This is a genomic window from Streptomyces sp. NPDC050625 (assembly GCF_040654755.1).
Lineage (GTDB): Bacteria > Actinomycetota > Actinomycetes > Streptomycetales > Streptomycetaceae > Streptomyces.
The window spans coordinates 181,063-205,375 of sequence record NZ_JBFAIQ010000008.1 but is presented as its reverse complement, the minus strand read 5'-3'; the positions used below and the strand labels follow the sequence as shown (position 1 = coordinate 205,375).

Sequence of the window (24,313 nt, the reverse complement as noted above, 5' to 3'; positions counted from 1 at the left end):
CTGCACACCACGCCGCTATTAAACCGATTGGTTGACAAGCGGGGACCCCGCTCGTAGGGTATTTAACCAATCGGTTGAATATAAGAGGTGCCAGGTGACCGACGACCGGCTCTCGGTGGTGTTCTCCGCACTGGCCGACCCCACGCGACGTGACATCGTGGCCCGGCTCGCCGCCGGGGACGCGACCGTCAACGAACTGGCCGAGCCGTACGACGTCACGGTGCAGGCCGTGTCCAAGCACATCAAGGTCCTGGAAGACGCCGGTCTGATCAGTCGCAGCAGGGACGCCCAGCGGCGGCCCTGCCACCTCGAGGCAGAGGCCTTCGACCTGATGACGAAGTGGATCGAGCGTTATCGGCGCGAGGCGGAGGACCGCTTTCGCCGTCTCGATGCCCTCCTGGAACAGCTGGACGACGAGCAGCCGGCGACAGGCACCCCGAAGGATCCGACGGAGGAAGCGGCATCATGAGCAGCACCCACACGCATCACCGCAATGAGACGCAGATCGTGGCCGACCCGACTCAGCCCACCATCGTGATCACCCGGGAGTTCGACGCTCCGCCGGAGCGCGTGTTCCGGGCGTACACCGACCCCGAACTGGTCGTCCAGTGGCTCGGCCCGCGTAGGCTCACGATGCTCATCGACCAGTACGACGCGCGCAACGGCGGGTCGTACCGCTATGTGCATCGCGACGACGACGGGACCGAGTACGGCTTCCACGGCGTGTTCCACGAGGTGCGCCCCAACGAGCGCATCGTGCAGACCTTCACCTACGAGGGCTTCCCGGACGGTGTCAGCCTGGAGACGGCCGTCTTCGAGGACCTAGGTGGTCGCACCCGGGTCACCGGAAAGTCACTCATGGACTCCGTCGAAGCCCGCGATTCGATGATCAAGAGCGGTATGGAACGCGGCGTCCGCGAGGGCTACGAGCGGCTCGACGAACTGCTCGGCCGCCGGCAGACCGGCGACGCCGAGCGACGCACCGAGACGGAGTCCTGAGCTCATGACGAGATCAGCAGCCGATGAGCACCGCATCGTCGCACGCGTATTCACCGACCGCGTACGCGGCGCGGATCCAAAGGCATGGGACAACCCCGCGCCGTGCGAGGGCTGGGTCGCCCGGGACGTCGTACGTCACCTCGTCGAGTGGCTCCCCGACTTCCTCAAAGCCGGCGCCGGAGTCGAACTGCCGAAGGGCCCCTCGGTGGACGACGACCCGGTGGCCGCCTGGGCGACACACCGCGACGGCGTACAGGCCCTCCTCGACGATCCAGCCACCGCACACAAACTGCTGTCGAACCCGCACATCGGAGAGATCCCACTGGACCAGGCGGTCGACCGGTTCTACACCGCCGATGTCTTGATGCACACCTGGGACCTGTCACGGGCCACCGGCCAGGACGAACACCTCGATCCTGCCAGATGCGCCCAGTTGCTCGACGGGATGCTGCCGCTCGACGACGTGCTCCGTGCGAGCGGGCAGTACGGACCGCGGGTCGAGGTGCCGGAAAGCGTCGACGTCCAGACCCGCCTGCTCGCCTTCATCGGCCGCAAGCCCTGACGAGCCGGAAAGCACTGTGGCGGGCTGCCGGGCGAAGAACCGGACCGCGCTGCTGGATCGACTTGTGACGGCCGTCCGGCATCAGACTGCGCAGACATCCCCCGCCCCCAACGCCGCTGATCCCGACGCGGCACCGACCCGAGACATCGGCAACGAACTCCGCCAACCCACCCCGGAGCCTTAGCTCAGTCCGGCGAAGAGGTCGTTCTCGGGCACGGCGGCGCCGGTGGTGTCCTGGACGCGTACGAAGGTCTCGACGCCCATCAACTCGGTGAACCTTTTCTGGCCCATCTTGAGGAAGAAGATGTTCTCGCCCTGGCTGGCGTGCGCGGCCAGGGCATCGAACTTCTGAGGGCCGTACGCGCTGGTGTCCACCCAGGTGGTGATCTCCTCGTCGGGGAGTCCGATCTCGGCCAGCGCGGCGGCCTCGGCGGGGTCCGGCTCCTGCCAGTCCGAGCCGAACTCGCGCATGGTCTCCCCGAACCGCTGCATCATCGAGCGGGGCGCCGTCGTCCAGTACACCTTCTGCGTCGTCTCGGTCATCGCCAGCGCCGCCATCGTGATGCGATTCGCCTGGATGTGGTCGGGGTGGCCGTAGAAGCCGTTCTCGTCGTAGGTGACGACCACATCGGGTTGGTAGCGGCGCATGAGTTCCGCGAGCCGGGCGGCGCCCTCCTCCACGGGTGTCTGCCAGAAGGATCCGGGGGCGTCATTGGTCGGCCAGCCCATCATCCCGGAGTCGGCGTAGTCCAGCATCTCCAGATGACTGACCTTCAGGATGTCGCAGCTTGCCTCAAGTTCTTCACGCCGCATAAAGGCGACAGCTGCCGGATCGTGCCCGGGATCGCCCGGCTTGACCCCGCCCGGTCCGTCTCCGCAACCACCGTCGGTGCACGTCACGAGGACCGTGCGGATGCCCTCCGCCGCGTATCGTGCGAGGACACCTCCCGTTCCAGTGGCCTCGTCGTCGGGGTGGGCATGCACCGCCATGAGCGTCAAGTGCCGGTCAGTCATGAAACATTCCTCCTGAGTGAAAAGGCCTCGGTCCGAGTCTGCGGCAAAGGCGTACAAGGGGTCGCCCGGTTTCCTCGATGCGATCACCGTGGCTGCGGATGACCTCTTCCGGACGCCGGCGCTGCTGCCGGGCCGACGCGGAGCATCGGGCAGCGGACGTGGGCTGGTCCGAACTGCCAGTTGGTGCCCGCCGATCGCGCTGTCGAACTCAGCCGTGCCGGTGGGCAGTCGGCCGCGCACCTTGCGACTCTCAGCACATCTTCCCGATCTTCAATGCTCGCGCCCGCTCTCCGGTGTTCTCCGGGCGGATGCGCTCGGCCAGGCAGTGCCGGTGGGAGACGATGGTGTGGCTGCCTGGACCGTCGTTGCTCCGCGAGTCCAGGACGAGAGCGTCTCCACCTGGGCTCAGCGTGATCGGTTCACCACAGAAGTCGCAGTGCCGGGTGAGTGATTCCAGGTCAGCAGGTCGGATGTTGAGCCGCACTGATACCGGCGGATGCCAGCGATGGATCTGCTCGATCACCGCTTGGCCTGAACCTTCTGGCCAGGCATGAGCGCCAGGCTCTCTATCTCGAACCTTTCCATGAACCGCTTCCCCGTCCTTCAGCCCAGCAGGCCGCGCCCCGGTAGCGCTCATCACGCATGTCGTCGACGTCGGAGCCGATCACCGTGGTCAGGGCCCACAAGGCGTCATCGTAATTGGTGATGGTCGAACTGGAACGGACCCAACTTTTCTCTGTCGACTGGGCCGTACGGCCTTCCGGCGACGAAGCGACGTCGCCCTGATGTGGGTGGCCGTCCTGGCCGCTCAGCGCGCCAAGGGGCACGTCCCGCAGGAGGCGGCCGGTCTGGCTGTGGGTACTGCCGCCTCAGCGGTCGTCTTTGCCGGCCTCACCGCGGTGATCGCACTGGCCGGCCTGTCGGTGGTGGGGATTCCGATGCTGACGAAGATGGGCCTGGCCGCCGCAGGAGCGGTCACGATCGCCGTACTGGTTGCGCTGACGAGAACCTCGGCACCTGCTGGGCCCGCTTCGTCCTGCGCCGGCCTCTCCCGGTACTGATTCTCGGTGTTCTGGGGCTCGGTCGCCTGCTGCGGCTGTACATGCCGGGTGGGGGATGCCGAGTTCGACCACCTGATCGGCCCCAGTCGGCTGTTGGGCCGCGATGCACGGTGCCGTTGGCGCGAGCGCTGAAGGGCACCGTGCATCGCCTTTGGTATCCGGTCAGGCGGGGGTGATGTTCTCCGCCTGCGGGCCCTTCTGGCCCTGGGTGATGTCGAAGGTGACGGCCTGGCCCTCCTGGAGCTCGCGGAAGCCGGTTGCGTTGATGTTGGAGTAGTGCGCGAAGACGTCGGGGCCGCCCCCGTCCTGCGCGATGAAGCCGAAGCCCTTTTCGGCGTTGAACCACTTGACGGTGCCGCTGGCCATGTCTGTGCCTTCCATTCGATGGCGGGTCCGCACCGCGCGGACCCGGAGGTGGTCGTCCTGGTCCTCGGGCACTGCACAGCAAAACGCCCGCACCACGGCGCGGGCAGGTACTGCGAACCACGACATCTGACAGCGACGTTACACTGCGACTCCACCCGTTACCAGTGAGTAAGCCCTCAGCGGCCCAGGCAGTGTTACGGCTTGGGGGCTGGTACGTGCTCGCCCGGAGCCTCGCAGGGTCTGTCGCAGGGGCCGATCGGTCAGGCGTCGCCGAGCCGGCCTGCCGGGAACTTGGCCTTCCGGTCTCGGCATAGAAGCCCGCAGGCTCCACCGCCAGTTGCGGCGTACGGGAGCCCCTGCGGCCCGCGGCCGACGCCGGCGGACCACGGCCCCGAGCCCGCCGCTCCCCCGGGGCCGCCTTCTGGGCGGTTGGGGGAGTGGGCGGCCGGCCGACCGATGGCCGTCGCTCGTGTGACTGTCCGGCCCGACCCTGGTGCGGTCTAGGCGTCCCGGCGTCGGTCCCGGATCTCAGGCCGTTGCTGGAAGCCGGCTGACTCATAGGTGGCGACCGCGCCGACATTGGAGCTCGGGGTGCAGACGATCGCGCTCGATGAGCCCAGTTCCTGGAGTGCGGCCGCTGCTGCGACGGTGATCGCCCTGCCGTAGCCGAGACCGCGATGCTCCCGGCGCACGCCCATCGGCTCCAGCAGCCCGGGCTTGCCCGGACCGGCCGACCACACCGTCACCGCCGCCACCGCGTTGCCCTGGTCGTCGTACGCGACCAGACACCGGGCATCCGCGTACGGCAATCCGGCCGCCATCGCGTGCCAGCGCTCGTCCGTGAACGTCGACGTGTCGAACGATGCCCGCTGTACGGCGCTGCGCACGTGCGCCTGCTCCGGCCCGATCACCTCGATCCGCACACCGGGGTCCTCCACCGGCTCCGTGAGGTCGCGGCGCAACGGTGTCCACGGCTCGTCGGCGTTCCAGCCGTCCTCGATCAGCAGATCGTGGACCAGCGCGCCCATCGGTGCCTCGACGTACACCCTCCCCTCCATCAGTACGCCGCGCTCCGGCTCGCTCAAGTCCTCAACCAACTCCTGCGCCAGTTCCTCGTCCAGCTGGGCCTCTGGCGCGATCGTCAGCCGCAACAGCTCGGGACCGTCCAGCAGCCCGACGGCGAGAATCTGTCCGTCCCGGCTCCAGGTCCGGACGGCCCCGGCTGTCGCCTCTGCACCGAACCGCCAGAACCAGCCCAGGTCCCCCGGATGCAGTTGCATCGGTGCCGCGTCGTACTGCCACTCCCGCAGCGCACCCACAGCCTTGCTCAACCCGTCGACTCCCGGCTTGCCCAACACAATCGCCATACCCCCGATCACACACCGCCCTGCCGACAGTCCGCACCCGGTTTCCGGCCAGCCGGTGTGGTGGGCATTTGGGGATACGGGACGGGGTACGGCGCGACGCGCGCGTCGCGCTGTGTCTGCTGGTGCCCACTCGTTGGGAGGGGCGGGCGGGGCAGTTGGCCCAGCGCTGCCGACGACGCTCTTGCTTGTGGGCACATCTTTTCTGCGGGCCGGCATCACGCGACAGAGAGGACGAGCCGTGCGACGTGGACTGATCGTGGTGGATGTGCAGAAGGACTTCTGCGAGGGCGGGAGCATCCCGGTGAAGGGCGGTGCGGACCGCGCGGCGGCCATCGCCGACCTGGTGCGGCGTTCGGCGGGCGGTGCGTACGCGCACGTCGTTGCCACGCGCGACCACCACATCGACCCGGGCGGACACTTCTCCGACCGTCCGGACTTCTCGACCTCGTTCCCGGTGCATTGCGTGGTCGGAAGCGAGGGCGGTGACTTCCACCCCAACTTCGCGCCCGTCGCCGCGGACGGCACCGTCGACGAGGTGTTCTACAAGGGCGCCCACTCGGCATCGAAGAGCGGCTTCGAAGGCTCGACCGAGGACGGAACCCCGCTCGCCGACTGGCTGCACGGCCGCAAGATCGCGGCGGTGGACGTCGTGGGCATCGCCACCGACCACTGCGTGAAGGCCACCGCACTGGACGGCGTCCGTGCTGGCTTCGCCGTCCGCGTCCTGCTCGACTACACCGCCGGAGTCGCTCCCGACACCACCCGCGCGGCCGTCGACGAGATGAGGCACGCGGGCGTGCATCTGACCGGCCATCCGGTCGTGCTCGCCTGATTGACGAGCACCGCGCGCCGCCAGGCATGTACGGACAAGCCCGCATCGGACCATCGTTCCCCGAAGACCAAGGCCCGTCCGCCCGACGATCCCTCAGAGCGAGAGTTTGCGGCGCTCGAAGTGGCCGAGGAAGGCATCCCAGTCCTCTGCGACGGGGGTGCCCCTATGTGTTTGGTCAACGGGAAAAGGGCTGCGTTGATGCCGGGCGCCGGGCAGCATGGCGGTGTGACTGATCTGCTGTGGGATGACGTGAGGTGCTTCTGCGACCCGGACCTGGTGGGGTCGCTGCCGGACGTGCGTGTCCCTGATGCGTCTGTGGAGGACTGGCAAGACGTCCTCGACCTTGTCGCGGAGCAGGGCTGGCAGTGCCAGTACTCCGAAGGCGATACGGTACTTCCGGTGCCTCGGGCGGGGGCCGTGCTGTCCCGTTCGGCGGAGGCTGAGTGTCCGAACCTGCGTGTCTGGCCGACTGCTGATGTGCTGGCGATCTTCCGCTTCTATGCGCAGGATGAGATCGATTTCGACGTTGATCTGCGGGAGTTGCAGGGGCAGGTGCGACTGGATGTGTTCTGCGGCTTCTTGAGGGAGATCGGGCGGCGGTTGGCCAAGCCGGTGCTGATGGACCCGGAGGGCGGCTATGGTCATCCGGTGCTCGGCTTCGATGTCGAAGCTGATCGAGTTGTCCTGCTCGCAGAGCCGCTGGTCAGGTGACTGCGGTCGACGGCTGGGGTTCGTGGAGGTAGACGTCGATGTCGCCGGTGTCGATCCGGTGTAGACCCCTCCGCTGAGGCCGGCGACCCATTGCGGAGCCACGAAAAGAGTAACTGGGCGGTCAGCTAGAGGCGGAAGTTGGCGGGGAGGGGTGTCTGGTCGTGGATGGTCCCAGGCATTTTCAGGGCGCTGGTGGTGGCGTGGGCCTCGTCGATGACCGCAGGCGTACTCGGTGAGTGTGCCGTTCAGCAGGGCTGTGGTCCGTCCTGCTTGTGAGGTCTACGGGCTGTTGAGGGCCACCGTCTCGTCGTCCGCTACCGATGGTGACTGTGCGTCGGGCCCGCGCCCGACGACCCGCATGGCGATGCACGCCCCCAGGTACAGCAGGGCGACGACCAGCAGGAGCGTCTGGTAGCCCGTCAGCAGGGCCAGGTATTCGAGTGCGCCTCCGGTCAGCGCGCCCAGCAGATTCGCGCCGAACGCGGATGTCGGGTCCGGGGCGAGCGCGAGGCGGTCCGAGAAGATGAGGTTGGCACAGAAGATGGGGGCGAAGGCCAGGGCGATGGCGGCGGCGAGCCGTCCGGCGAAGGGAAGCGAAAGCACGGCGTGCGCCGGGACGAGCCAGGCTACCGCTAGGGTGCCGAAGAGCAGGAGCTGAAGCGGCAGTTGGCTGACCCGCCGCAGTCGGCGCCGGACCTCGACCGCGCCGAGGACGGCAAGCAGGACGCCGATGAAGACCAGGGCGTTGACCAGCCAGGTCGTACCGAAGTAGAGCGCGAAACCGATCACGTTCTTCGTTTCGAGCAACATGAAGGCCGCGCCCATCAAGAACATGTCGGTGTAACGGACCGTGCTTCGGATGCGAACCCCGGTCAGGCGCACCGCCAGGAGCGTCACCAGCAGGATGGCGCCCAGCGCGCCCAGGTAGAGCGTGGGAATGCCCCGGTGGAGCAGATACGGGAAGGGATGGTCGTCGGTCGCGGCCTCCGGGACCGTGCCGCTGGGCTGCCAGATCTGCTGACACGACTGGTCGGCGGTGGTCATCCCGGCCACCAGCACGGCTGCGTTCTTGCTGAACGTCGTCATGCAGGGGGCGTGGCCGTAGAGGTCGTCGAGGGAGCCGGCGAAGCGGTCGACCAGCCAGCTCTTCCGGTAGTAGTTGTACATGGCGAACGCGCCGTGCGGCTCCAGGTGTTCGCGCGCGGCCTTGAACGCCTGTTTCGTGAACAGGTAGCTCTCCAGCCGCAGATTGCTCGCGCCGGCCACCAGCGTCAGCGAGTCCGGCAGAGCCAGGACGACGAGGTCGTACTTGGCGTTCGTCCGCTCCAGGAAGGCCCGACCGTCGTTGATGTGGACGTGCACCCTGGGGTCGTCGTACGGCTTTGCGGGGTGCAGCTGTGCGCCGATCTGCTGCAGCCGGGGATCGATCTCGACCGCGTCCACGCGCCGCGCTCCGTGCGCCAGCGCGACCGCGACGTCATTGCCGTTGCCGGCCCCGATGACCAGCACACGCTGGTGCGGGTTGCCGGGCGTCCGGTCGTACGGCTGCCGATAGGGCGAGTTCTTCTGCATCAGCGTCGGGAGCGGCGCGATGCTCTGGTGCGGCACACCGTTGGCGGAGATGTGGTAAGCCCGGGTGGTGGACGTCGAGGCCGTGAGCTGGATCTTGTAATAGGGCGACCAGGAGATGCCGGGCATCGTCGTCTCCACGAACAGCACAGCGACCATCGCCGTCAGCGGGATGCCGTACCGCAGGGTGTTGCGCCGTCCCCCGAGGACCAGCAGGGCTGCGGCGGCGAGTACGCCCCATACGACCGACGGAGCGCGGAGCCAGGAGACCAGGGCGAAGGACACCGAGCCGGCGATGCTGCCGAGCAGGTCGTAGCGGTACGCATCGAGCGAGGGAAGCCGGCGGAAGAGATCGGCGGTGATCTTGCCGATCGCGGTCATGATCACCGCGGTGAGCAGGAAGATGGCCGGCAGCGTCACCCACTCGGGGAAGCCGGTGGTCTTCACGGCGGTGAAGTAGATGACCTGGTCGCTGCTCTGACGCACCTGCACCGGAAACTCGCGTACCAGGATGACGAGGACCGCGAGCGGGAGTGGTGCCCAGCGTTTGAGCCACTGCCCGCGTGCGGCGGGGATCAGGAACCCGATGCCGATGCCCAGGAACGACCCCAGCAGGATGAAGTTTGAAAAGTAGCTGAGGTGGACGACGTTGGCCCCCGCCCATCTGATCAGCGCCAGCTCGACGAAGAGCATGGTGGCGCTGGCCAGCAGTAGCCTCCAGCGCACCGAGCGGTCGGTTTGTCCAGTTCTGATCAGGTTCACGCGTATTTACGGTGCCAGCTGTGGTGTGGCGAGTCGAGGCGACTTGCCGATTTTGTGACGATATTTTTTTGGTTCGGGTGGGCCTTGTGCGTCATCTCCAACCAGCAGCACCCCGCCGACCTGGGACACCACCCCACCACCGCCGCGCTGCGCGCCCATGCTCCCGCGCCGACCTCGATCGCCGTCCAGCGAGCTCCTGCCCCGATAGGGCAAGCCCATGTCCGGAGTTGGAGTCCTGACTCGGGGGACGAGGTGGCATCTGCTTCCATCGGTCGGCCGGAACTCCTGGCTGTGGCCGCTAGCCGCGTCCACAGCCGTCTCGCGGCCCAGGACGTCGTCCTCGCCCGGTCGCCGGACGCGGACCGGGCGGCCGTTCTCGGGGCGCCGGCGGTGGTGGACCTCGACGCCCTTGCCGCGACGTCCACCGCGGACCGTGGGATCACCCTGGAGCCGGGTGGGATCGGCGGCGGCAAGAGCTTCAAACTGCGGAATTTCCGGCTGGACTTCGCCGCGCTGGTGAAGGTGGGCGCGGCATCCGTCGCCTCGGTGCAGGCGGCCCTGGTTACACCGTATCCGCTGGTCATCGCCGCTGGCCTGCTCACCATCGCGCAGTCGCTGGTCGACACCACGACCGTCCAGATCGGTGAGGACGAGGCGAGTCTGTTCTGGGCCTTCGTCCAGACTGCCGCGGACCGCGACGACAAGACCGTGACCGAAGACGAACTGCGCGCCGCCTCCGCACAGCACCGACGCGAGTTCGACTTGGAGCCCTTCACCCCGGCGCAGTTCAGTAAGTCCCTGCGCCGGATCGAAGCACTTTCGAGCATCCGCCCGCAGGGCGAGAGCCGTTGGCGCCTCACCGAGAAATACCGTGTCTCCTGACGACGACTCGACGGCCGAGGACGCCGAAGCGGCCATCCGGCGCCTGACCGAGAAGCTGCGCGAGGGCATGCACTGCACGAAGGTCCGCGGCTACGTCGAGTCGGTCGACGAGCAGGGCGGCAAGACGCTCACCGGCGGCCTCGGCGACGGCTGGGTGATCAGACCGACCGTGCTGGTCGGCCTGCCCCCGGACTCCCGCCACGTCTGCGAGGAGATCTTCCGCCCGGTGCACCGGGCCCACCGCGTCTCCGCCGCACTCACGGCGGGCACCCTCTGGGTGAACTGCTTCTTCATCCGCGATCTGCGCGCCCCCTTCGGCGGCGTCGGCGACTCCGGTGTCGGCCGCGAGGGCGGCGACTTCAGCCGTGAGTTCTTGACCGAACCCAAGGCCGTCGTCATGCAGATCGCCCCCGCCTGACCGGCGCACAGCCTCCTGCGGGGGTTCAGGTGGGCAGGCCTGTGAGGGTGAGGAATTCGGCGCGTGAGCGGGCGTCGTCGCGGAGCGTGCCGAGAAGGGTGGAGGTGAGGGTACTGGAGCCGGTGGCCTGGACTCCGCGCAGGGTCATGCAGGTGTGTTCGGCTTCGATCACGACCCCGACGCCCTTGGGTTCAAGGTGGTTGTGCAACCAGTCGGCGACCTGCTTGGTCAGGCGTTCCTGGACCTGGGGGCGGCAGGCGAAGTGCTCGACCACTCGGGCCAGTTTGGACAGGCCGAGGATGCGGTGGCCGGGCAGGTAGCCGACATGGGCCGTGCCGACGACGGGCAGCATATGGTGCTCGCACACCGATCGGACGGGGATGTTGCGCGCCAGCACCAGTTCGTCGTAGCCCTCGTCGTTGGGGAAGGTCGTCAGGTCGAAGGGGCGTGGGCTGAACAGTTCGGCATAGGCGCGGGCCATGCGGCCGGGCGTGCCGCGCAGGCTCTCGGTGTCGGTTTGGATGCCGAGCGCTTCAAGGAACTGGGCGGCGGCGCGTTGGGCGCCGGGCAGGTCTATGCCGCCGGCGTCGTGGACGACGCGCAGCGGGGTGACGGACGGCATCGTCTGGGGCCCGGGAATGCCCACGACGCGGGTGGGAAGACCATCCGTCTCCGGTGCCGAGGCCGTGATCGGTGCGGTGGCGTCCATGACGTACTCCTAGTGGGATGTCGAACTGCGGGCGGCGGGTGGGGTTGTGCCTCAGGACGGGCGCACGCTGGTGGGCGCCGGGGAAGCCGGCTCCAGACGGACGCAGCAGTGACCGGGGGTGGGCGCCAGGCACGCCTGGAGGCCGCTCTCGGCGAGCCCTTCCAACACGCCGCGAAGCAGGTGGAGGTTCATGCCGCACACCGTCTGGGTGTGTTCGCGGGCGAGCGTGTGGAAGGGGCAGTTGCCCAGGACGATGGCGTCACCGTCGCGGCGGGGCTCGAAGCCGTTTGCTTCGAGCACGGCGAAAACATCTGCCTGGCCCGGTCCGGCGAGCTGTGTGCCCAGCTCGTGCGCCTTTCGGTGCAGGACCGAACGGACCGGTTCACCGGTGGCTTCGGATTCCTCCAGCGCCTGGGCGAGGAGCCGTCCGGCCAGCTCGTAGTGCCGCTCGGGCAGGCTGACGGTGACTTGCGCGCTGGAGCGTCTGTAGAGCTTGGCGGGCCGGCCCGCTCCCGGGCCGGTGCGTCCGCTGCGCCGTTCGTAGACGACGTCGAGCAGTGATTCGTCCGCCAGCCGGTCCAGGTGGAAGGCCGCGGTCTGCCGTGCGAGGCCGAGGGCCTCGGCGGCTTCGTCGCGGCTGACCGGTCCCGGCTGGCGTACGACGTGCTCGTACAGCCTCCTGCGGGTCGGCTCGTCGAGCGCGGCGACGGCGGAGACGGCGGAGCGGGGTGCTTCCTTCGAGTGGTCCACGAACACCAGTGTAAAACCAACAGCGATTGACTAAAGAAGCTTTGCGCGCTTCTATCGTCAGTGAGAGTTGTCGATAGAAGGAAGGGCGTCATGTCGTCCGCAACCGCACCCACCACATCCGCCGCCTCCCGGCGGGCCGTGCTCACCGACCCCGCCTACCAGGCGTTCGTCATCCTGCGCATCGGCTTCACCGTGGCGCCGATCCTGTTCGGGCTGGACAAGTTCGCCAACCTGCTCGTGGACTGGCCCACCTACCTCGCCCCGTGGATCAACGACATCGTTCCGGGCAGCGCCCAGGCGGTCATGTACGCAGTGGGAGTGATCGAGATCGTCGCGGGCCTTGCCGTCGCGCTCGCCCCGCGCTTCGGGGGCTATCTGGTGGCCGGATGGCTCGCCGGCATCATCGTCAACCTGCTGACCATCCCCGGCTACTACGACGTCGCGCTGCGCGACTTCGGCCTTCTGCTCGGCGCGCTCGCCCTCGCCCGGCTCGCACAGGCCTACCCCGGCAAGCGGCAGTCTCACTGACAGCAGGCAGTGGCTCTGGTCAACATGCGCTTGGCTCTGGTCACCACGCGCTGATGACCGGCGCGTCGGGCTCGTGCTGTCGCCAGATCTCATTGAGGCGCGCGAGCCGGTCGGCGGCGGCGATGCCGCGCAGGCACGCGACCTTGCCGTCGCTGACTTCGAACGCCACGGTGCCCACGACCCGGTCGTCGACCACGGCGAGTACGGCCGGGGAGCCGTTGACCAGCGCGATGTGGAACGCGGGGGAGCCGCCGGCCAGCCGCCGCTTCGCCGGAGTGGGCTTGAAGCCGGCCCGCACATAGGAGGCGACGCGCTCGCGCGTCGTGCACCGCAGCAGCCGCCTGGCCAGCCCGGCGCCGTCCGAGACCGCGGTCGCGTCGGCGGTGAGCATCGCCACCAGGCGTTCGGTGCGCCCCGATGTGGCGGCGGCGAGGAACTCCTCGACGATCCGGCGCGCGGACGCGGGGTCCACCTCGTCGCCGCCGCGACGCTCGGCGGCGATCCGGCGTCGGGCCCGGTGGACATGCTGCTGGCTCGCGGACTCGGTGATGTCGAGGATCCCGGCGATCTCGGCGTGGGGGTACGAGAAGGCCTCGCGCAGGACGTAAGCAGCCCGCTCGACCGGCGAAAGACGCTCCATGAGGGTCAGTACGGCCAAGGACACCGATTCGCGCTGCTCGAAGGTGTCGGCAGGGCCGAGCATCGGGTCGCCCTGGAGGAGTGGCTCGGGCAGCCAGTCGCCGACAGCGCGCTCATGGCGTGCCTGCGCCGAGCGGAGCCGGTCGAGGCAGAGATTGGTGACGACCTTGGTCAGCCACGCCTCGGGCACCTCGATCCGTTCCCGGTCCGCCGCCTGCCAGCGCAGGAACGCGTCCTGCACGGTGTCCTCGGCGTCGGCCGCCGAGCCGAGCAGACGGTACGCGAGCGAGGCCAGCCGGTCCCGGCCGGCCTCGAACCGATCGATGGCTGCACTGTCCATGCGCAGCACCCTAGGCGGCGGCCCTCACACCGCTCCGGTCGGGTGCGGTGGCCAGGCGGCGCTTGCGCTTCGGCATGCCGAAGGTCGGGTGGACGATGCTCCACCCGGCCCCGTTGAGCACACCCGACTTGAGGCGTGCGGCGGTCCGGCCGCCCAGGTACCAGGACTTCGACCGGACGTCCCCGTCCACCATCTGGAAGATCGCGTCCCGCCGCCCGAGGCTGATGTGGTTGCCGTAGTACTTCAGCCCGCTGGTCGGGACCTCACTGCCCGTCAGACGCGCGATGATCGCGGCGGTCGCCTGCATGTTGGTGTAGCCCGCCGAGGCGCAGGACATCGGCAGCGGCCGGCCGTTCTCGCCGATCGCGTAGGCGCAGTCGCCGGCGGCGTACACGTCCGGGTGCGAGACCGAGCGCATGGTGCGGTCGACGACGATCTGGCCGGTCCCGGCGACCGCCAGGCCGCCGGCAGCCGCGATGGGGGATACGGCGAACCCGGCCGACCACACGGTCACGTCGGCCGGGATGGACGTACCGTCGGCGGCGATCGCGCGTGTCGGCTCGACGGCTTCGATGCCGGTGTGCTCGTGGACGGTGATGCCGAGCCGGTCGAAGGCATGGCGCAGGTGACGGCGGGCCTTCGGGGAGAGCCAGGCGCCCGGTTCGCCGCGGGCGGCGAGCGCGACCGACAGGTCGGGCCGGGCCTCGGCGAACTCGGTGGCGGTCTCGATGCCGGTCAGCCCCTCACCGACGACCAGCACGGTGCCGCCCTCGCCCAGGCCGGCCAGGCGCTCGCGCAGACGCAGCGCCGAGGACCGGCCGGTCACGTCGAAGGCGTACTCGGCCACGCCGGGAACGCCATGCTGGGCTACGGAGCTGCCGAGCGTGTAGAGCAGCGTGTCGTACGCGAGCTCGTCGTCGCCGTCCTCGCAGGTCACGGCGACGGTCCTGTGCTCGGGGTCGACACCGGTGACGCGCGCCAGGCGCAGCCGCACCCCGGTGCCCGCGAATATGTCGGCGAGCTTGCGGGACGCGAGGTCCTGGCCGATCGCCAGCTGGTGGAGCCGCATCCGCTCAACGAAGTCGGGCACGGCGTTGACGACGGTGATCACGGTGTCGGCTAGGGAGAGCCGACGGGCCAGGTTTCCGGCGGCGAAGGCCCCGGCGTATCCAGCGCCGAGTACGACGATGCGGTGCTTCATGGCGTTGCTCCTGTCTCGTTCGCGTGCCCCTTGAACGGGATGGCGCCCCGATTGCTGACAGGAGTCGGGTGTGACGCGCGTCACCGAACTGAGACGAGCGGCTGAGCCTCCGACAGGCACTCGGAAGCACGCACCGCCTCCCGCCGTGGCGCAGCGAACGATCTGCGCAGGCACGGCCTGTCCCTCGACGGCGGCAGTACCCGGGGCGGTGAGGAGGTCCGGCCGCTCACCGCGGCCGGCCTGGACCGCGCGCCGGGGGAGATGGCGGCATACCCATGAGCGCGGGCGGCTCGGCGCCTTGCAACCGATGACGGTGAACGAGACGGTCATCGTGCTGATCCGCCCGAAGCCCGACCTCGATCTGGTCGTGGGGGAGTCGGCCGAGGCGGTCGCCGCCGCGCAGGCCACCGTCGACACACCCGAGGGGATCGCACCGAGAGGACACCGCCCTCAGCGCCGCGAGGTTCGACAAGTACATGCAGACGATCGGCGCGGGAGGCCAGACCTTCCGCACCGCCTACCACGCTTGCCCGCACCCGAGAGTCACGGGCTGGGAGCCCCTCGGTGACCGAGGGGCTCGACGCCTCGTTTCAGCTCGTGGATGCGCTACTGCGTGCGGACAGGGGGTCAGGTGGAGCGGGAGTCGGCGTTGAAGTAGTGGCCCTTGTCCAGGTCCTCCAGGAGGCTGGGGCCGACCGGGCGCCAGCCGAGCAGTTCGCCGGTCAGCGCACTGGAGGCCGGCTGGTCGATGGACAGGACCATGCCCAGGAAGCCGAAGTCCTCGGCCGGGCGGGAAGCTGTCGGCAGGTCGAGGTGACGGCCGATGACCTCGGCGATGTCGCGAATCGGGACCCCCTCGTCGCCGACCGCGTGCAGCATCGATCCCGCCGGGGCCTGCTCCAGCGCGAGCCGGAAGAGTCGGCCGGCGTCCGCCACATGCACTGCGGGCCAGCGGTTGGAGCCGTCGCCGACGTAGCCTGCAGCCCCCTTTTCCCGGGCGTCGGCGATCAGCCAGGAGACGAAGCCCTGGTCCCCTTCGCCGTGCACGGTGCGGGGCAGTCCCACGACGGACGAGCGGACGCCGCGTGACGCCAGGTCGAGAGTCGCCCGGGCGTTGGCGGCCCGGCCCGCCATGGGGGAGCCGGGCGGGAACTCGGGACGGTCGCGCTCGGTCGCCACCTGGCCCGGGATCGCGGGCGTACCCGAGGCGATGACCAGCGGCTTGCCGGAGCCCTCCAGTGCCTCGCCGAAGGCATCGATGGCGCGCGCATCGGTCTGCACCGAGGCGTCGAACCGGGCGAAGTCGTGGCCGAATGCGAGGTGGACGACGCCGTCGCACTCGGCTGCGCCGGCGCGCAGGGTGTCCAGGTCGTCGAGGCCGCCGCGGAGCACCTCCGCCCCCCTGGCGGCGACGGCCTCGGCCGAGGAGTCCGACCTGGCGAGCCCGAGGACCTGGTGCCCCGCGCCGATGAGCTCGGGGACGACGGCCGAGCCGACCCAGCCTGACGCGCCCGTGACGAATACCCGCATGACAACCTCCCTGATGTCAGGAACTGTCATCAGCCTAGCACGGTGATGACAGTCGCTGTCATCGCGTAGGATCACGCCATGGGTAGGTGGGAGCCAAACGCGCGAGGGCGACTGGCGGAGGCGGCGCTGACGCTCTACGCAGCGCAGGGTTTCGAGCGGACCACGGTCACCGAGATCGCCGAAGCGGCGGGACTGACCGAGCGGACCTTCTTCCGGCACTTCGCCGACAAGCGCGAAGTGCTGTTCTATGGAACCGAGATGGCGTTGGACATGCTCACCCAGGCCATCGCGCAGGCACCGGCCTCGGCGTCCCCGATGGACGCGGTGGGTGCGGCGCTGGATTCCTTCGCTGCTTTCTTCCAGGAGGACCCCGAGCGGGTCCGGCGGCGGGACGCGGTCGTCTCCGCCAGCATCGAGCTACGCGAACGCGAACTGGTCAAGCTGGATGCCTTCACCTCGGCGATGGCCGGCGCACTGCGCGAACGCGGCACTCCGGAGCCCGCCGCCGGCCTGGCCGCCGAGGCAGGCATCGCCGCCTTCAAGGTCGCCTATGCCCGCTGGGTCGCCGCCGAGCCCGGCAAGACGGGCGGGACGGACGAGCAGGATCTGCCGCGGCTCTTCCGCTCGTCACTGGCGGAACTGCACGAGGTCCTCGCGGACCGCGCGCCGGCGTAGCCGCCCTCTCCCCTCGCCTCGTCCTGAGTGGGTTGTCGGTGGAGGAGGAGATCAGAGAACGGCCGGTGACGGGTACTCACTCCGGCTCGGTGGTCTTGTCCTGGGAAGGCCCGGACCGGGATGCATCTGGACCTCCGCGACGCTGTGATCACGGCACGCGGGTCCGAGGCGATACCGCGATCCATGCGGCTGTCAGTGGTGACACCCGTGCACCAACCTGGCTGTCCAGGGAGGCTTCCGCATATCCGGTGGCTCCATCGACGGGGAATTCGACCTGGAGGGTGCCTACTTGAGCAACACCGGCGGCCACGCACTGGATGCCTACCACGTCCAGATCACCGAAGACTTCACCTTCCACCTGAACTTCAGGGCCGAGGGGCGGATCATCCTGTTCCGGTGCCACGGTCTCGGCGGCGATCGGTTTCTGCGGTGCCCTGCGCCGTCGTGGGCGGCATCAATCTCGACGGCAGCCACATCGGTACGCAGCTCAGCTTCCGAGACGTCACACTCGCACATCCGGGCGGCACCGCCTTGTCGCTGCGGCTCATCCAGGCCCGGGAGACCGATCTGCGAACCCGGCGACCGATCGACGGCACCGTCGTCGACGCACGCAATGCTCAGCTCGGCACCCTGTACGACACTCCGGACGCCAGGCCGGCTCATCTACGGCTGGCTGAGGCCACCTACGACGCCCTGCTGAACGAGGCGTTCGACGACGACGAACCCGATGTGGTGGTCAACAACTACTACGAGGACTGACCACAGCGTTGCGCCCCCCGGCCCGGCCGTCCTCCGGCGAGGACGGCCGGGCGTCTCCTCAGCGCGCGAACGCCGAGGATTCGGACACCTACACTGGGCGGGCGCATGGGTGTCGGCCGTGAAGTGGGCGGGACGGGAGAGAGCTGTGACGGGGAACGCCGCTGGTTTCGGGGATCCGTCCGCCGAAGTTCTTGCCGAGGCGGCCGCCGCGTTCGGGCTCCTCGCCTCCTCGGCCCGGCTGCACCTGATGTGGGCTCTGTCGCAGGGAGAGTGCGACGTCACGCACCTGGCCGACCGGGTGGGCGGCGCGCTGCCCGCAGTCAGCCAGCACCTGGCCAAACTGAAGCTCGCCGGACTCGTGCGGTCCCGCCGCGAAGGCCGACGGCAGGTCTACTACGTCGACGACCCGGACATCGTCACCGTGGTGCGCGTCATGGTCGGACAGCTGACCGTACGTTCGCAGCACGCCCTCTCACCGGTGCGTGAGTTGCGCGTAACCGGTGGCTGAGACCACCGCGGCCTCGGGGCAGGACGCCGAGACACCTGGCCCGTCGGCCGTATGCGCGTACCACGAGGCGGCCCCACCCGGACCCGCCGCGCCGACCGTGCTGGAGGTGCTGCGCGGGCTGGACAGCGGCCCCCGCGGCCTGACCGAGGCGCAGGCCGAGGAGCGTCTGGCCCGACTGGGCGAGAACACCGCCCCGGCCCGACACCAAGCCTCCTGGCCACAGCTGTTCGTACGCAGTCTGCGCGACCCCTTCACCGCGGTACTGGGGTGCCTGGGTCTGGTGTCGGCGGCCGTCTTCGCCTGGGGCACCGCCTCCGTGATTCTCCTGCTCGTAGTGGTGAGCTGCGTGCTGCGCGCCTCCGGGGAGAACCGGGCCGACCGGTCCACCGCCGCGCTGCGCGAGCTGGTCGCCACGACCGCCACCGTTGTGCGGCGCAACGACGTGGAAGCCGCCTCGGTGACCCGCGAGGTACCCATGGCCGAGCTGGTGCCCGGTGACGTGATCCGGCTGGGACCGGGCGATCTGGTGCCGGCGGACGTACGACTGCTGCGGGCCGGCGGCCTGACCGTGCACCAAGCCGCGTTGACCGGAGAGTCCGCACCCGTCGCCAAATCCGCGGATGAGCCGCCGCGCGTGCCAAGCGGCGGGGTGTTCGAGCAGCCGCAGCTCTGTTTCCAGGGCAGCAGCGTGGCCTCCGGCAGTGCCACCGCGGTCGTCATCGCGACCGGCGCCCGCACCCGCTTCGCCGCCACGCACGAACGCACTGCGATTCCACCGGGGGCCAGCGCCTTCGACCGTTCCGTCCAGGGCATCTCCTGGATCCTCATCCGGTTCATGCTGCTGACTCCGCCGCTGGTGCTGATGGCGAACGCGGCGCTACGAGGCCGCGGTCTGGAGACGCTGCCCTTCGCCGTGGCCGTGGCGGTCGGGCTGACCCCGGAAATGCTCCCGGTCCTCGTCACCTTGTGCCTGGCTCGCGGCGCCTCACTGCTGGCCCAGGCCCACGGGGTGATCGTCAAGCGGCTGCCCGCCCTGCACGACGTCGGTGCCGTCGACGTGCTGTGCCTGGACAAGACCGGCACCCTCACCCAGGACCGGCCGGTCACCGACCGCGCCCTCGGTCCGGACGGCAAGGACGACCCCGAGGTCCTGCACTGGGCCGCCGTCAACGCCTGGTGGACCCTCCAACTCGCCGACCTGCCGGAACCCGACGCCCTCGACGAGGCGATCCTGGACGCAGCCGACGAGGACGAGCTCATGGCGTACGACGGTGTCGCGGCCGTCCCCTTCGCACCCGACCGTCGCCTTGCCATCGCAGTGGTCCGCACCCCCGGCCGGCTCGGCACACACACCCTGGTCGTCAAGGGAGACGTCCAGGCGGTCCTGGAACGCTGCGTAGTCGCGGACGACGAGCGGGAACGGCTGCGTGACCTCGCCACCCGGCACGCCGACAGCGGAGTGCGCGTCCTGGCGGTCGCCACCGCAGAGCGTTCCGCCCGCGGGCGCGACTACACCACGGCCGACGCACGCGGCCTCACCTTCCGCGGCCTGGTCACCCTGCGGGACGAGCTCGCGCCCACCGCTGCAGACGCGCTCGAGGTCCTCACGCACCGGGGCGTGACCGTCAAGGTCCTCACCGGCGACCACCCGGGAACAGCCGTCCGTGCGTGCCTCGACCTGGGCATCCCTGTCAGCGAGGACGCCGTGCTCACCGCCGACCGCATCGACACCCTCACCGACGCGGAACTCACCGAAGCCGCCGGTCGTACGACGGTCTTCGCGCGCTGCACGCCGGACCACAAGGCCCGGATCACCCGGGCCCTGCAGAGGGCCGGGCACACCGTGGGTTTCCTCGGTGACGGCGTCAACGACCTGCCCGCTCTGCGCGCCGCCGATGTCGGCATCGCCCCGCGTGACGCCGCCGACGTGGCCCGGGAGGGTGCCGACGTGGTGCTCGCGGAGAAGGGCCTCACCGCGGTCGCGCACGCCGTCGCCGCGGGCCGGTACGCAGGTGGCAACATCGCCACCTACCTGCGCATCACCCTGTCGTCCAACCTGGGCAACGTCCTCGCGATGCTCTCCGCGGGTCTTCTGCTGCCCTTCCTGCCCATGCTTCCGGCACAGGTTCTGCTGCAGAACCTGTGCTTCGACGCCGCCCAGCTCACCTTCGCCCACGACCGCCCCCACCCCGCAGTGCTGCACCGGCCGACCGTGCTCAACCCACGGCACCTCCTGCGCTTCATCACCGGGTTCGGAGTGCTCAACGCCGTCGCCGACCTCGCCACCTTCGGCGTCCTCGCGCTCGCCCTGCACGGGCCGGGGACCGGGGACGACGAGGCGGTGTTCCACTCCGGATGGTTCACCGAGAACCTGCTCACCCAGGCCCTGGTCATGGTTCTGTTGCGCGCCGGCCGCCGCAGCGCCGAACACCGCAGGCCGAGCCCGGTTGCCTGGGCCGCGCTCGCCCTCGCCGTCATCGGACTGACGCTGCCCCCCTCACCGCTGGGACCGATTCTCGGTCTGACCGCCCTGCCGGCCGTGTACTACCTGCTGCTCATCGCTGTCCTCGTCCTTTACACCGCGGGTCTCCTGGCGGCCAGGACGCGTTACGCGTCACGCGGCGGCAGCGGCCATGCTCCGGTGCTCCGACCTGGGTGATGGTGGTTGCCCGGCGCCGCTTCACACCCCTCTTAATCCCGCTGCTGTACAAGGGTGTCGGCCGACGATGGGGTGGGGGAGAGGCGGGACATGTCGGAGTCGCGGACGCCGAAGCGCCGAAGGTGGTTGGCAGTGCCGGTCTTCGCCCTGGCGCTGTACGTCATCGTGCGTGCGGTCGGCACCCCGCAGGGCGACACACCCCTCCCCGCGAAGGGGTCCGCCTCCCCGCACGTCCCGTCGGCGACGTCTTCCGCCCCGTCCCCCGCGCCTACGACCGGCTCGTCGTACGACCCCGCCGACTATGCCTCCCAGGTCCGCACCCGGGCCCGTCAGACCGGTGTCAGTGCCCAGTTGCTGATGGCGATCCTCTACAACGAGGCCTACAAGCCGCACGACCCGTCCTTCGAGCGTGCCTGGCAGAAGTACAAGCCGGATGCGGCCTTCGGCATCGCCAACATGCACCGTGCCACCTTCGACGAGGTCAAGCAGGGCCGGGAGTTCGCCGGCCGCCGGTGGGAGGAACTGCCGGACGACCGTGACCTCGCCATCAACGCCGAAGCCTGGTACCTGCACGACCTGGCGGCCCAACTGCCTGCCCATTGGCCTGCTTCGTACACGAGGAACGACCTGCTGGCCCTGGGGTACAACACCGGCGCGAGCAACATGCTCGCCTTCGCCCGAGGTGCCGGCCCGGGCAACCAGGCCCGGTCTTATCTGGACCGGCTGCACGCGAACTGGGCCAAGGCGGGGAGGGCTGTCGCCGCTGGCTGAGGTCGCGCCGATCTTCTCGGGCCCATGCTCTGAGTTGCATTATTGCGCAATAATGTAACTGGGGGGATGGCCTCCAGGTATCGGCAAGGAAGGGCGTTCATGCCGCGCGGGGACATGCAGCGAGTACGGGATGCGAATCTGCGGCTGGGCGCTGCCGTGGCCGAGGTAGAAGGACTCTATTCGGCGTTATTGAGACCGGTTCTTCCGAACGGCGCCGACGGCTGCGGGCCGAACTGGCGCGCGCCGCTGACCGTCTCGCAGCTCTGGCAGCCGCCCCACCGCAGACGGCGTCCTCATCCGTTGCCGTGCGTCGGTCACGCCGGGGACGACGGCGGGCCCTGGCCGAGCGCGGCGCCGCGTGGATCACGGCTCGGTTCGGACAGAACACGCACTGACCTTGTCCGTCAACCGCCGACCACCAGGGCTCGGCACAGCGGAAGGGCCGTGAGCAGGACGAGGACGCCGAAAACGCGCCATATCTGGCAGCCGTGCGTAGCCATAGCGCAGGGGTTCACTGGTCACGCCGTAGTCCCGGCGGTAGAGGTAGACGCCTTCCGTGCGCACTCCCAGGACAAGATGACGGTCATCTCCACCGACGGTGCGAGCCAGTTGTCGCGCACGGTCGCCGACAATGTGGCGCAGGGCGTCGAACTCCTCAGCTCCACCACCGGAGTCGACCTCGCCGAACTACTGAAGGGCATCACCCAGCGGGCCGGCGGCGCGCAGACTGCGGCCACGACGCCCGCGCAGGCCAATGGAAAGATCGAAATCGGCGGCTGACCTCGCTTCATCCAGCGAGGGCGAGCAGCCCGGGCGGCGTCGAGTCGTCCGGGCTACGACGCATCACGGGTACCGTCAGGCAGACAAGCAAGTGCCTGGGGATTCTTGCGCGCCTTCCACTCCGGCAGCAGACCGCGCCTTTGCCTGCTCTGCGTTCAACGCGGCCGGTCGCGCCCCGACCGCGGCTACACGCTGGGCGGGGAGCACTCGATGTCGGAGACCGTCGTGGCCGCCGAGGGGGCCTGGCCGGGCGCGGAGGCGTCGCGCTCGTCGAGCCCACGGGCGATGTGGATCCGCAGCAGTCCTTCGATGCCGCGCAACAAGGTCTCGCCGGCCAGGACGGGGTCGCCGAGGTAGCCGGCGCTCATCGCGCCGTCGCGGAGCATGACGAAGTGCCGCCCGGCGTGCTCGGCCTGTACGGTCGTGATCTCGGCGAACAATCCGGTGATCGTCTGCAGGAACCATTCGCGGTGTTGCACGACGGCACGGTGGACCGGGTGGCCGGGATCGGGGAATTCCGCTGCCGCGTTGAGGAAGGCGCATCCGCGGTAGCCGGGCGAGCGGATCTGCTCGACCAGGGACGCACCGATGCCCCGCAGGATGCCGTCGGTCGGCACGTCCGCAGCCATCAGGGAGTCGATCTGAGTGCGGATCGCCTGGTCGACGCTTCCGATGTAGGCGACGGCAAGGTCTTCTTTGCTGCGGAAGTGGCGGTAGAAGGTGGCGTTGGTGACCTTGGACTCGGCGACCAGACGGTCGACGCCCACCGTGTGGATGCCCTCCGCGTAGAAGAGCTGCCCGGCGGTCCTCAGGAGCCGCTCCCGGGCCTCGGAGACTCGCCTGCCGGTGCCTGCGCCGGCTTCCGTCTTTGTCATATCGCCCATTGTAGCGGGTAGAACGCTCTCTCTTGTTTTCGCGGAAAAGGTATGCCAGGCTGCGAACAAGAGAGATCGTTCTCTCTATCCCGCATTCACTGGAGAACCCCATGGCATCCACCGCCTCCGCCGAGCCCATCGGCACCACGCCCGCCCTGCGCCGGCTGTACTTCACCCGCTTCGTCTTCGCTGCCGTGTGGGCCGCGCTCCTGCTGGTGTCCGGCTCCGAGCTGACCGTCGGGGCCAAGCTGCTGCTGTTCCTCTATCCCGCCTTCGACGTGGCCGCGGCCGTCGTCGACGCCAGGTCGGCGCGCGCCGCCGGGCCGGTCAAGGGCCTGTACGCCAACATGGCCGTCAGCGTGCTCGCCGCCGTCGGCCTCGCGGTCGCCAGCACCTCGGGCGTCGCCGACGTGCTGCGCGTCTGGGGCGCGTGGGCGGTCGTCTCCGGCCTCATCCAGCTCCTCGTGGGCGTCGCGCGGCGGGCGATGGGCGGCCAGTGGGCCATGATCCTCAGCGGCGGCATCTCCGTACTCGCCGGCGCGAGCTTCATCCGAAGCGCCACACAGGACGACCCCTCGCTGACCACCCTCGCCGGCTACGCCACGCTCGGCGGGATCTTCTTCCTCGTCTCGGCGATCCGTCTGTCCCGCTCGACCCCCAGGAGCTGAGAACCTGATCTTTTTGGAGGCCCTCCGCAGGTAAGCCGCGGCCAGTGATTGATATGGATCTGGCCGCGGAGCGGTGCTCGGGGTAGGGGACGCCGGACCCCGATGGACTGGGAAGCCGCTGACCGTGTCTCTGACCAGGCGTCGGGCGTGCATCACCCAAGCCCGTGATCGTTCGACGACCCAACGACGCGGCGAAACGACGAAGTCCTTGGCGTCTATGGGCCTGTTCAGGGTCTTGACCCATGTCGGTGATGATGTCCCGCAGCATCGCCAGCCCGGAATGGATCTGGGCGGGGGTGAGTTCGCACGCGATCCGCAACTGCGGGAAGTGCAGTTCGGCAGGGGGCGGGCCTCCATCACGATGCGGCTGACGCAGCG

24 protein-coding genes and 4 pseudogenes are annotated in these 24,313 nt (G+C 69.3%); 16 read left to right on the top strand and 12 right to left on the bottom strand.

The annotated features are described in order from the left end of the window. The first annotated feature begins 94 nt into the window (after nt 1-94). Genes AB0I54_RS21270 through AB0I54_RS21260 form a run of 3 tightly spaced genes read left to right on the top strand, consistent with a single transcriptional unit; the run spans nt 95 to nt 1,561 of the window. The gene (locus AB0I54_RS21270) at nt 95-469 is read left to right on the top strand and encodes a metalloregulator ArsR/SmtB family transcription factor (protein ID WP_363297615.1); all 375 of its coding nucleotides are present in this window, start codon (nt 95-97) and stop codon (nt 467-469) included. Continuing rightward, the gene (locus tag AB0I54_RS21265; RefSeq protein ID WP_363297614.1) at nt 466-999 is read left to right on the top strand and encodes an SRPBCC family protein; all 534 of its coding nucleotides are present in this window, start codon (nt 466-468) and stop codon (nt 997-999) included. Before AB0I54_RS21270 ends, AB0I54_RS21265 begins: the two co-directional genes overlap by 4 nt. A 4-nt stretch (nt 1,000-1,003) precedes the next feature. Beyond that, entirely contained in the window at nt 1,004-1,561 is a 558-nt protein-coding gene (locus tag AB0I54_RS21260; protein WP_363297613.1) for a TIGR03086 family metal-binding protein, read from the top strand. A gap of 180 nt (nt 1,562-1,741) precedes the next feature. On the opposite strand, the gene AB0I54_RS21255 is transcribed toward AB0I54_RS21260, so the two are convergent. Together AB0I54_RS21255 and AB0I54_RS21250 are read right to left on the bottom strand one after the other, a co-directional pair. Beyond that, a complete protein-coding gene (locus AB0I54_RS21255) occupies nt 1,742-2,575 on the bottom strand; it encodes a PIG-L family deacetylase (RefSeq protein WP_363297612.1) in 834 nt (277 codons plus the stop codon). 250 nt (nt 2,576-2,825) lie between these two features. Continuing rightward, a complete protein-coding gene (locus AB0I54_RS21250) occupies nt 2,826-3,098 on the bottom strand; it encodes a hypothetical protein (RefSeq protein ID WP_363297611.1) in 273 nt (90 codons plus the stop codon). A gap of 286 nt (nt 3,099-3,384) precedes the next feature. On the opposite strand from AB0I54_RS21250, the pseudogene AB0I54_RS21245 reads away from it, so the two are divergent. Further along, a pseudogene (locus AB0I54_RS21245) lies at nt 3,385-3,665 on the top strand (MMPL family transporter); the annotation flags it as partial. Between the two features lie 133 nt (nt 3,666-3,798). Here the strand turns inward: AB0I54_RS21245 and AB0I54_RS21240 are convergent. Beyond that, nucleotides 3,799-4,002 carry a cold-shock protein gene (locus tag AB0I54_RS21240; protein ID WP_037622929.1) on the bottom strand — a complete coding sequence of 68 codons (204 nt, stop codon included), beginning with the start codon at nt 4,000-4,002 and terminating at the stop codon, nt 3,799-3,801. A gap of 500 nt (nt 4,003-4,502) precedes the next feature. After that, nucleotides 4,503-5,369 carry a GNAT family N-acetyltransferase gene (locus AB0I54_RS21235; RefSeq protein ID WP_363297610.1) on the bottom strand — a complete coding sequence of 289 codons (867 nt, stop codon included), beginning with the start codon at nt 5,367-5,369 and terminating at the stop codon, nt 4,503-4,505. A 238-nt stretch (nt 5,370-5,607) separates the two neighbouring features. On the opposite strand from AB0I54_RS21235, the gene AB0I54_RS21230 reads away from it, so the two are divergent. Next, nucleotides 5,608-6,201: an isochorismatase family protein gene (locus AB0I54_RS21230; RefSeq protein ID WP_363297609.1), complete on the top strand. Its 594-nt coding sequence runs from the start codon at nt 5,608-5,610 to the stop codon at nt 6,199-6,201. Nucleotides 6,202-6,426: 225 nt separating this feature from the next. Beyond that, entirely contained in the window at nt 6,427-6,912 is a 486-nt protein-coding gene (locus tag AB0I54_RS21225) for a hypothetical protein (protein ID WP_363297608.1), read from the top strand. 279 nt (nt 6,913-7,191) lie between these two features. Here AB0I54_RS21225 and AB0I54_RS21220 read toward each other — a convergent pair whose 3' ends face one another. Next, the gene (locus AB0I54_RS21220; protein ID WP_363297607.1) at nt 7,192-9,243 is read right to left on the bottom strand and encodes a spermidine synthase; all 2,052 of its coding nucleotides are present in this window, start codon (nt 9,241-9,243) and stop codon (nt 7,192-7,194) included. 291 nt (nt 9,244-9,534) lie between these two features. On the opposite strand from AB0I54_RS21220, the gene AB0I54_RS21215 reads away from it, so the two are divergent. Beyond that, nucleotides 9,535-10,125 carry a hypothetical protein gene (locus AB0I54_RS21215; protein ID WP_363297606.1) on the top strand — a complete coding sequence of 197 codons (591 nt, stop codon included), beginning with the start codon at nt 9,535-9,537 and terminating at the stop codon, nt 10,123-10,125. Between the two features lie 79 nt (nt 10,126-10,204). Further along, nucleotides 10,205-10,543: pseudogene (locus AB0I54_RS21210) on the top strand (aldehyde dehydrogenase family protein); the annotation flags it as partial. A gap of 25 nt (nt 10,544-10,568) precedes the next feature. Here the strand turns inward: AB0I54_RS21210 and folE are convergent. Beyond that, nucleotides 10,569-11,165, bottom strand: coding sequence for a GTP cyclohydrolase I FolE (gene folE, locus AB0I54_RS21205; protein ID WP_363297742.1), 597 nt, complete (start codon nt 11,163-11,165; stop codon nt 10,569-10,571). Nucleotides 11,166-11,303: 138 nt separating this feature from the next. Next, nucleotides 11,304-12,008: a helix-turn-helix domain-containing protein gene (locus AB0I54_RS21200; protein WP_363297605.1), complete on the bottom strand. Its 705-nt coding sequence runs from the start codon at nt 12,006-12,008 to the stop codon at nt 11,304-11,306. Between the two features lie 84 nt (nt 12,009-12,092). Between AB0I54_RS21200 and AB0I54_RS21195 the strand changes: the two genes are divergently transcribed. Next, complete coding sequence (locus AB0I54_RS21195) at nt 12,093-12,530, top strand: hypothetical protein (protein ID WP_363297604.1); 438 nt, start codon at nt 12,093-12,095, stop codon at nt 12,528-12,530. Between the two features lie 40 nt (nt 12,531-12,570). On the opposite strand, the gene AB0I54_RS21190 is transcribed toward AB0I54_RS21195, so the two are convergent. The 3 genes from AB0I54_RS21190 to AB0I54_RS21180 form a co-directional block, all read right to left on the bottom strand. After that, nucleotides 12,571-13,509: a sigma-70 family RNA polymerase sigma factor gene (locus tag AB0I54_RS21190; RefSeq protein ID WP_363297603.1), complete on the bottom strand. Its 939-nt coding sequence runs from the start codon at nt 13,507-13,509 to the stop codon at nt 12,571-12,573. 10 nt (nt 13,510-13,519) lie between these two features. Beyond that, on the bottom strand, nt 13,520-14,710 hold the full coding sequence (locus AB0I54_RS21185) for an FAD-dependent oxidoreductase (RefSeq protein WP_363297602.1): 1,191 nt from the start codon (nt 14,708-14,710) through the stop codon (nt 13,520-13,522). Nucleotides 14,711-15,337: 627 nt separating this feature from the next. After that, nucleotides 15,338-16,240, bottom strand: coding sequence for an SDR family oxidoreductase (locus tag AB0I54_RS21180; protein ID WP_363297600.1), 903 nt, complete (start codon nt 16,238-16,240; stop codon nt 15,338-15,340). Between the two features lie 78 nt (nt 16,241-16,318). On the opposite strand from AB0I54_RS21180, the gene AB0I54_RS21175 reads away from it, so the two are divergent. The 6 genes and pseudogenes from AB0I54_RS21175 to AB0I54_RS21150 form a co-directional block, all read left to right on the top strand. After that, on the top strand, nt 16,319-16,915 hold the full coding sequence (locus AB0I54_RS21175; protein WP_363297599.1) for a TetR family transcriptional regulator: 597 nt from the start codon (nt 16,319-16,321) through the stop codon (nt 16,913-16,915). A 429-nt stretch (nt 16,916-17,344) separates the two neighbouring features. Further along, nucleotides 17,345-17,674, top strand: coding sequence for a hypothetical protein (locus AB0I54_RS21170; protein WP_363297598.1), 330 nt, complete (start codon nt 17,345-17,347; stop codon nt 17,672-17,674). A gap of 145 nt (nt 17,675-17,819) precedes the next feature. Next, complete coding sequence (locus AB0I54_RS21165) at nt 17,820-18,182, top strand: metalloregulator ArsR/SmtB family transcription factor (protein ID WP_363297597.1); 363 nt, start codon at nt 17,820-17,822, stop codon at nt 18,180-18,182. Continuing rightward, nucleotides 18,175-20,841 (top strand): magnesium-translocating P-type ATPase, encoded by a 2,667-nt coding sequence (mgtA, locus tag AB0I54_RS21160; protein ID WP_363297596.1) that lies wholly within the window; start codon nt 18,175-18,177, stop codon nt 20,839-20,841. Before AB0I54_RS21165 ends, mgtA begins: the two co-directional genes overlap by 8 nt. Before the next feature lie 90 nt (nt 20,842-20,931). After that, the gene (locus tag AB0I54_RS21155) at nt 20,932-21,612 is read left to right on the top strand and encodes a lytic transglycosylase domain-containing protein (RefSeq protein ID WP_363297595.1); all 681 of its coding nucleotides are present in this window, start codon (nt 20,932-20,934) and stop codon (nt 21,610-21,612) included. Nucleotides 21,613-22,182: 570 nt separating this feature from the next. Next, nucleotides 22,183-22,392: pseudogene (locus tag AB0I54_RS21150) on the top strand (flotillin family protein); the annotation flags it as partial. 185 nt (nt 22,393-22,577) lie between these two features. On the opposite strand, the gene AB0I54_RS21145 reads toward AB0I54_RS21150, so the two are convergent. Then, complete coding sequence (locus tag AB0I54_RS21145) at nt 22,578-23,276, bottom strand: TetR/AcrR family transcriptional regulator (RefSeq protein WP_363297594.1); 699 nt, start codon at nt 23,274-23,276, stop codon at nt 22,578-22,580. A gap of 101 nt (nt 23,277-23,377) precedes the next feature. Between AB0I54_RS21145 and AB0I54_RS21140 the strand changes: the two genes are divergently transcribed. Continuing rightward, nucleotides 23,378-23,935, top strand: coding sequence for a hypothetical protein (locus tag AB0I54_RS21140; RefSeq protein ID WP_363297593.1), 558 nt, complete (start codon nt 23,378-23,380; stop codon nt 23,933-23,935). A gap of 126 nt (nt 23,936-24,061) precedes the next feature. Here the strand turns inward: AB0I54_RS21140 and AB0I54_RS21135 are convergent. Continuing rightward, nucleotides 24,062-24,175 (bottom strand): annotated as a pseudogene (locus tag AB0I54_RS21135) (IS5/IS1182 family transposase); the annotation flags it as partial. Nucleotides 24,176-24,313 lie beyond the last annotated feature (138 nt).

Excerpts from the sequence above, each read along its gene's own strand:
- AB0I54_RS21265 (WP_363297614.1), top strand. The coding sequence starts at position 466 with ATGAGCAGCACCCACACGCATCACCGCAATGAGACGCAGATCGTGGCC.
- AB0I54_RS21260 (WP_363297613.1), top strand. The coding sequence starts at position 1,004 with ATGACGAGATCAGCAGCCGATGAGCACCGCATCGTCGCACGCGTATTC.
- AB0I54_RS21255 (WP_363297612.1), bottom strand. The coding sequence starts at position 2,575 with ATGACTGACCGGCACTTGACGCTCATGGCGGTGCATGCCCACCCCGAC.
- AB0I54_RS21240 (WP_037622929.1), bottom strand. The coding sequence starts at position 4,002 with ATGGCCAGCGGCACCGTCAAGTGGTTCAACGCCGAAAAGGGCTTCGGC.
- AB0I54_RS21235 (WP_363297610.1), bottom strand. The coding sequence starts at position 5,369 with ATGGCGATTGTGTTGGGCAAGCCGGGAGTCGACGGGTTGAGCAAGGCT.
- folE (WP_363297742.1), bottom strand. The coding sequence starts at position 11,165 with ATGCCGTCCGTCACCCCGCTGCGCGTCGTCCACGACGCCGGCGGCATA.
- AB0I54_RS21195 (WP_363297604.1), top strand. The coding sequence starts at position 12,093 with ATGTCGTCCGCAACCGCACCCACCACATCCGCCGCCTCCCGGCGGGCC.
- AB0I54_RS21190 (WP_363297603.1), bottom strand. The coding sequence starts at position 13,509 with ATGGACAGTGCAGCCATCGATCGGTTCGAGGCCGGCCGGGACCGGCTG.
- AB0I54_RS21185 (WP_363297602.1), bottom strand. The coding sequence starts at position 14,710 with ATGAAGCACCGCATCGTCGTACTCGGCGCTGGATACGCCGGGGCCTTC.
- AB0I54_RS21180 (WP_363297600.1), bottom strand. The coding sequence starts at position 16,240 with ATGCGGGTATTCGTCACGGGCGCGTCAGGCTGGGTCGGCTCGGCCGTC.
- AB0I54_RS21175 (WP_363297599.1), top strand. The coding sequence starts at position 16,319 with ATGGGTAGGTGGGAGCCAAACGCGCGAGGGCGACTGGCGGAGGCGGCG.
- AB0I54_RS21155 (WP_363297595.1), top strand. The coding sequence starts at position 20,932 with ATGTCGGAGTCGCGGACGCCGAAGCGCCGAAGGTGGTTGGCAGTGCCG.
- AB0I54_RS21145 (WP_363297594.1), bottom strand. The coding sequence starts at position 23,276 with ATGGGCGATATGACAAAGACGGAAGCCGGCGCAGGCACCGGCAGGCGA.
- AB0I54_RS21140 (WP_363297593.1), top strand. The coding sequence starts at position 23,378 with ATGGCATCCACCGCCTCCGCCGAGCCCATCGGCACCACGCCCGCCCTG.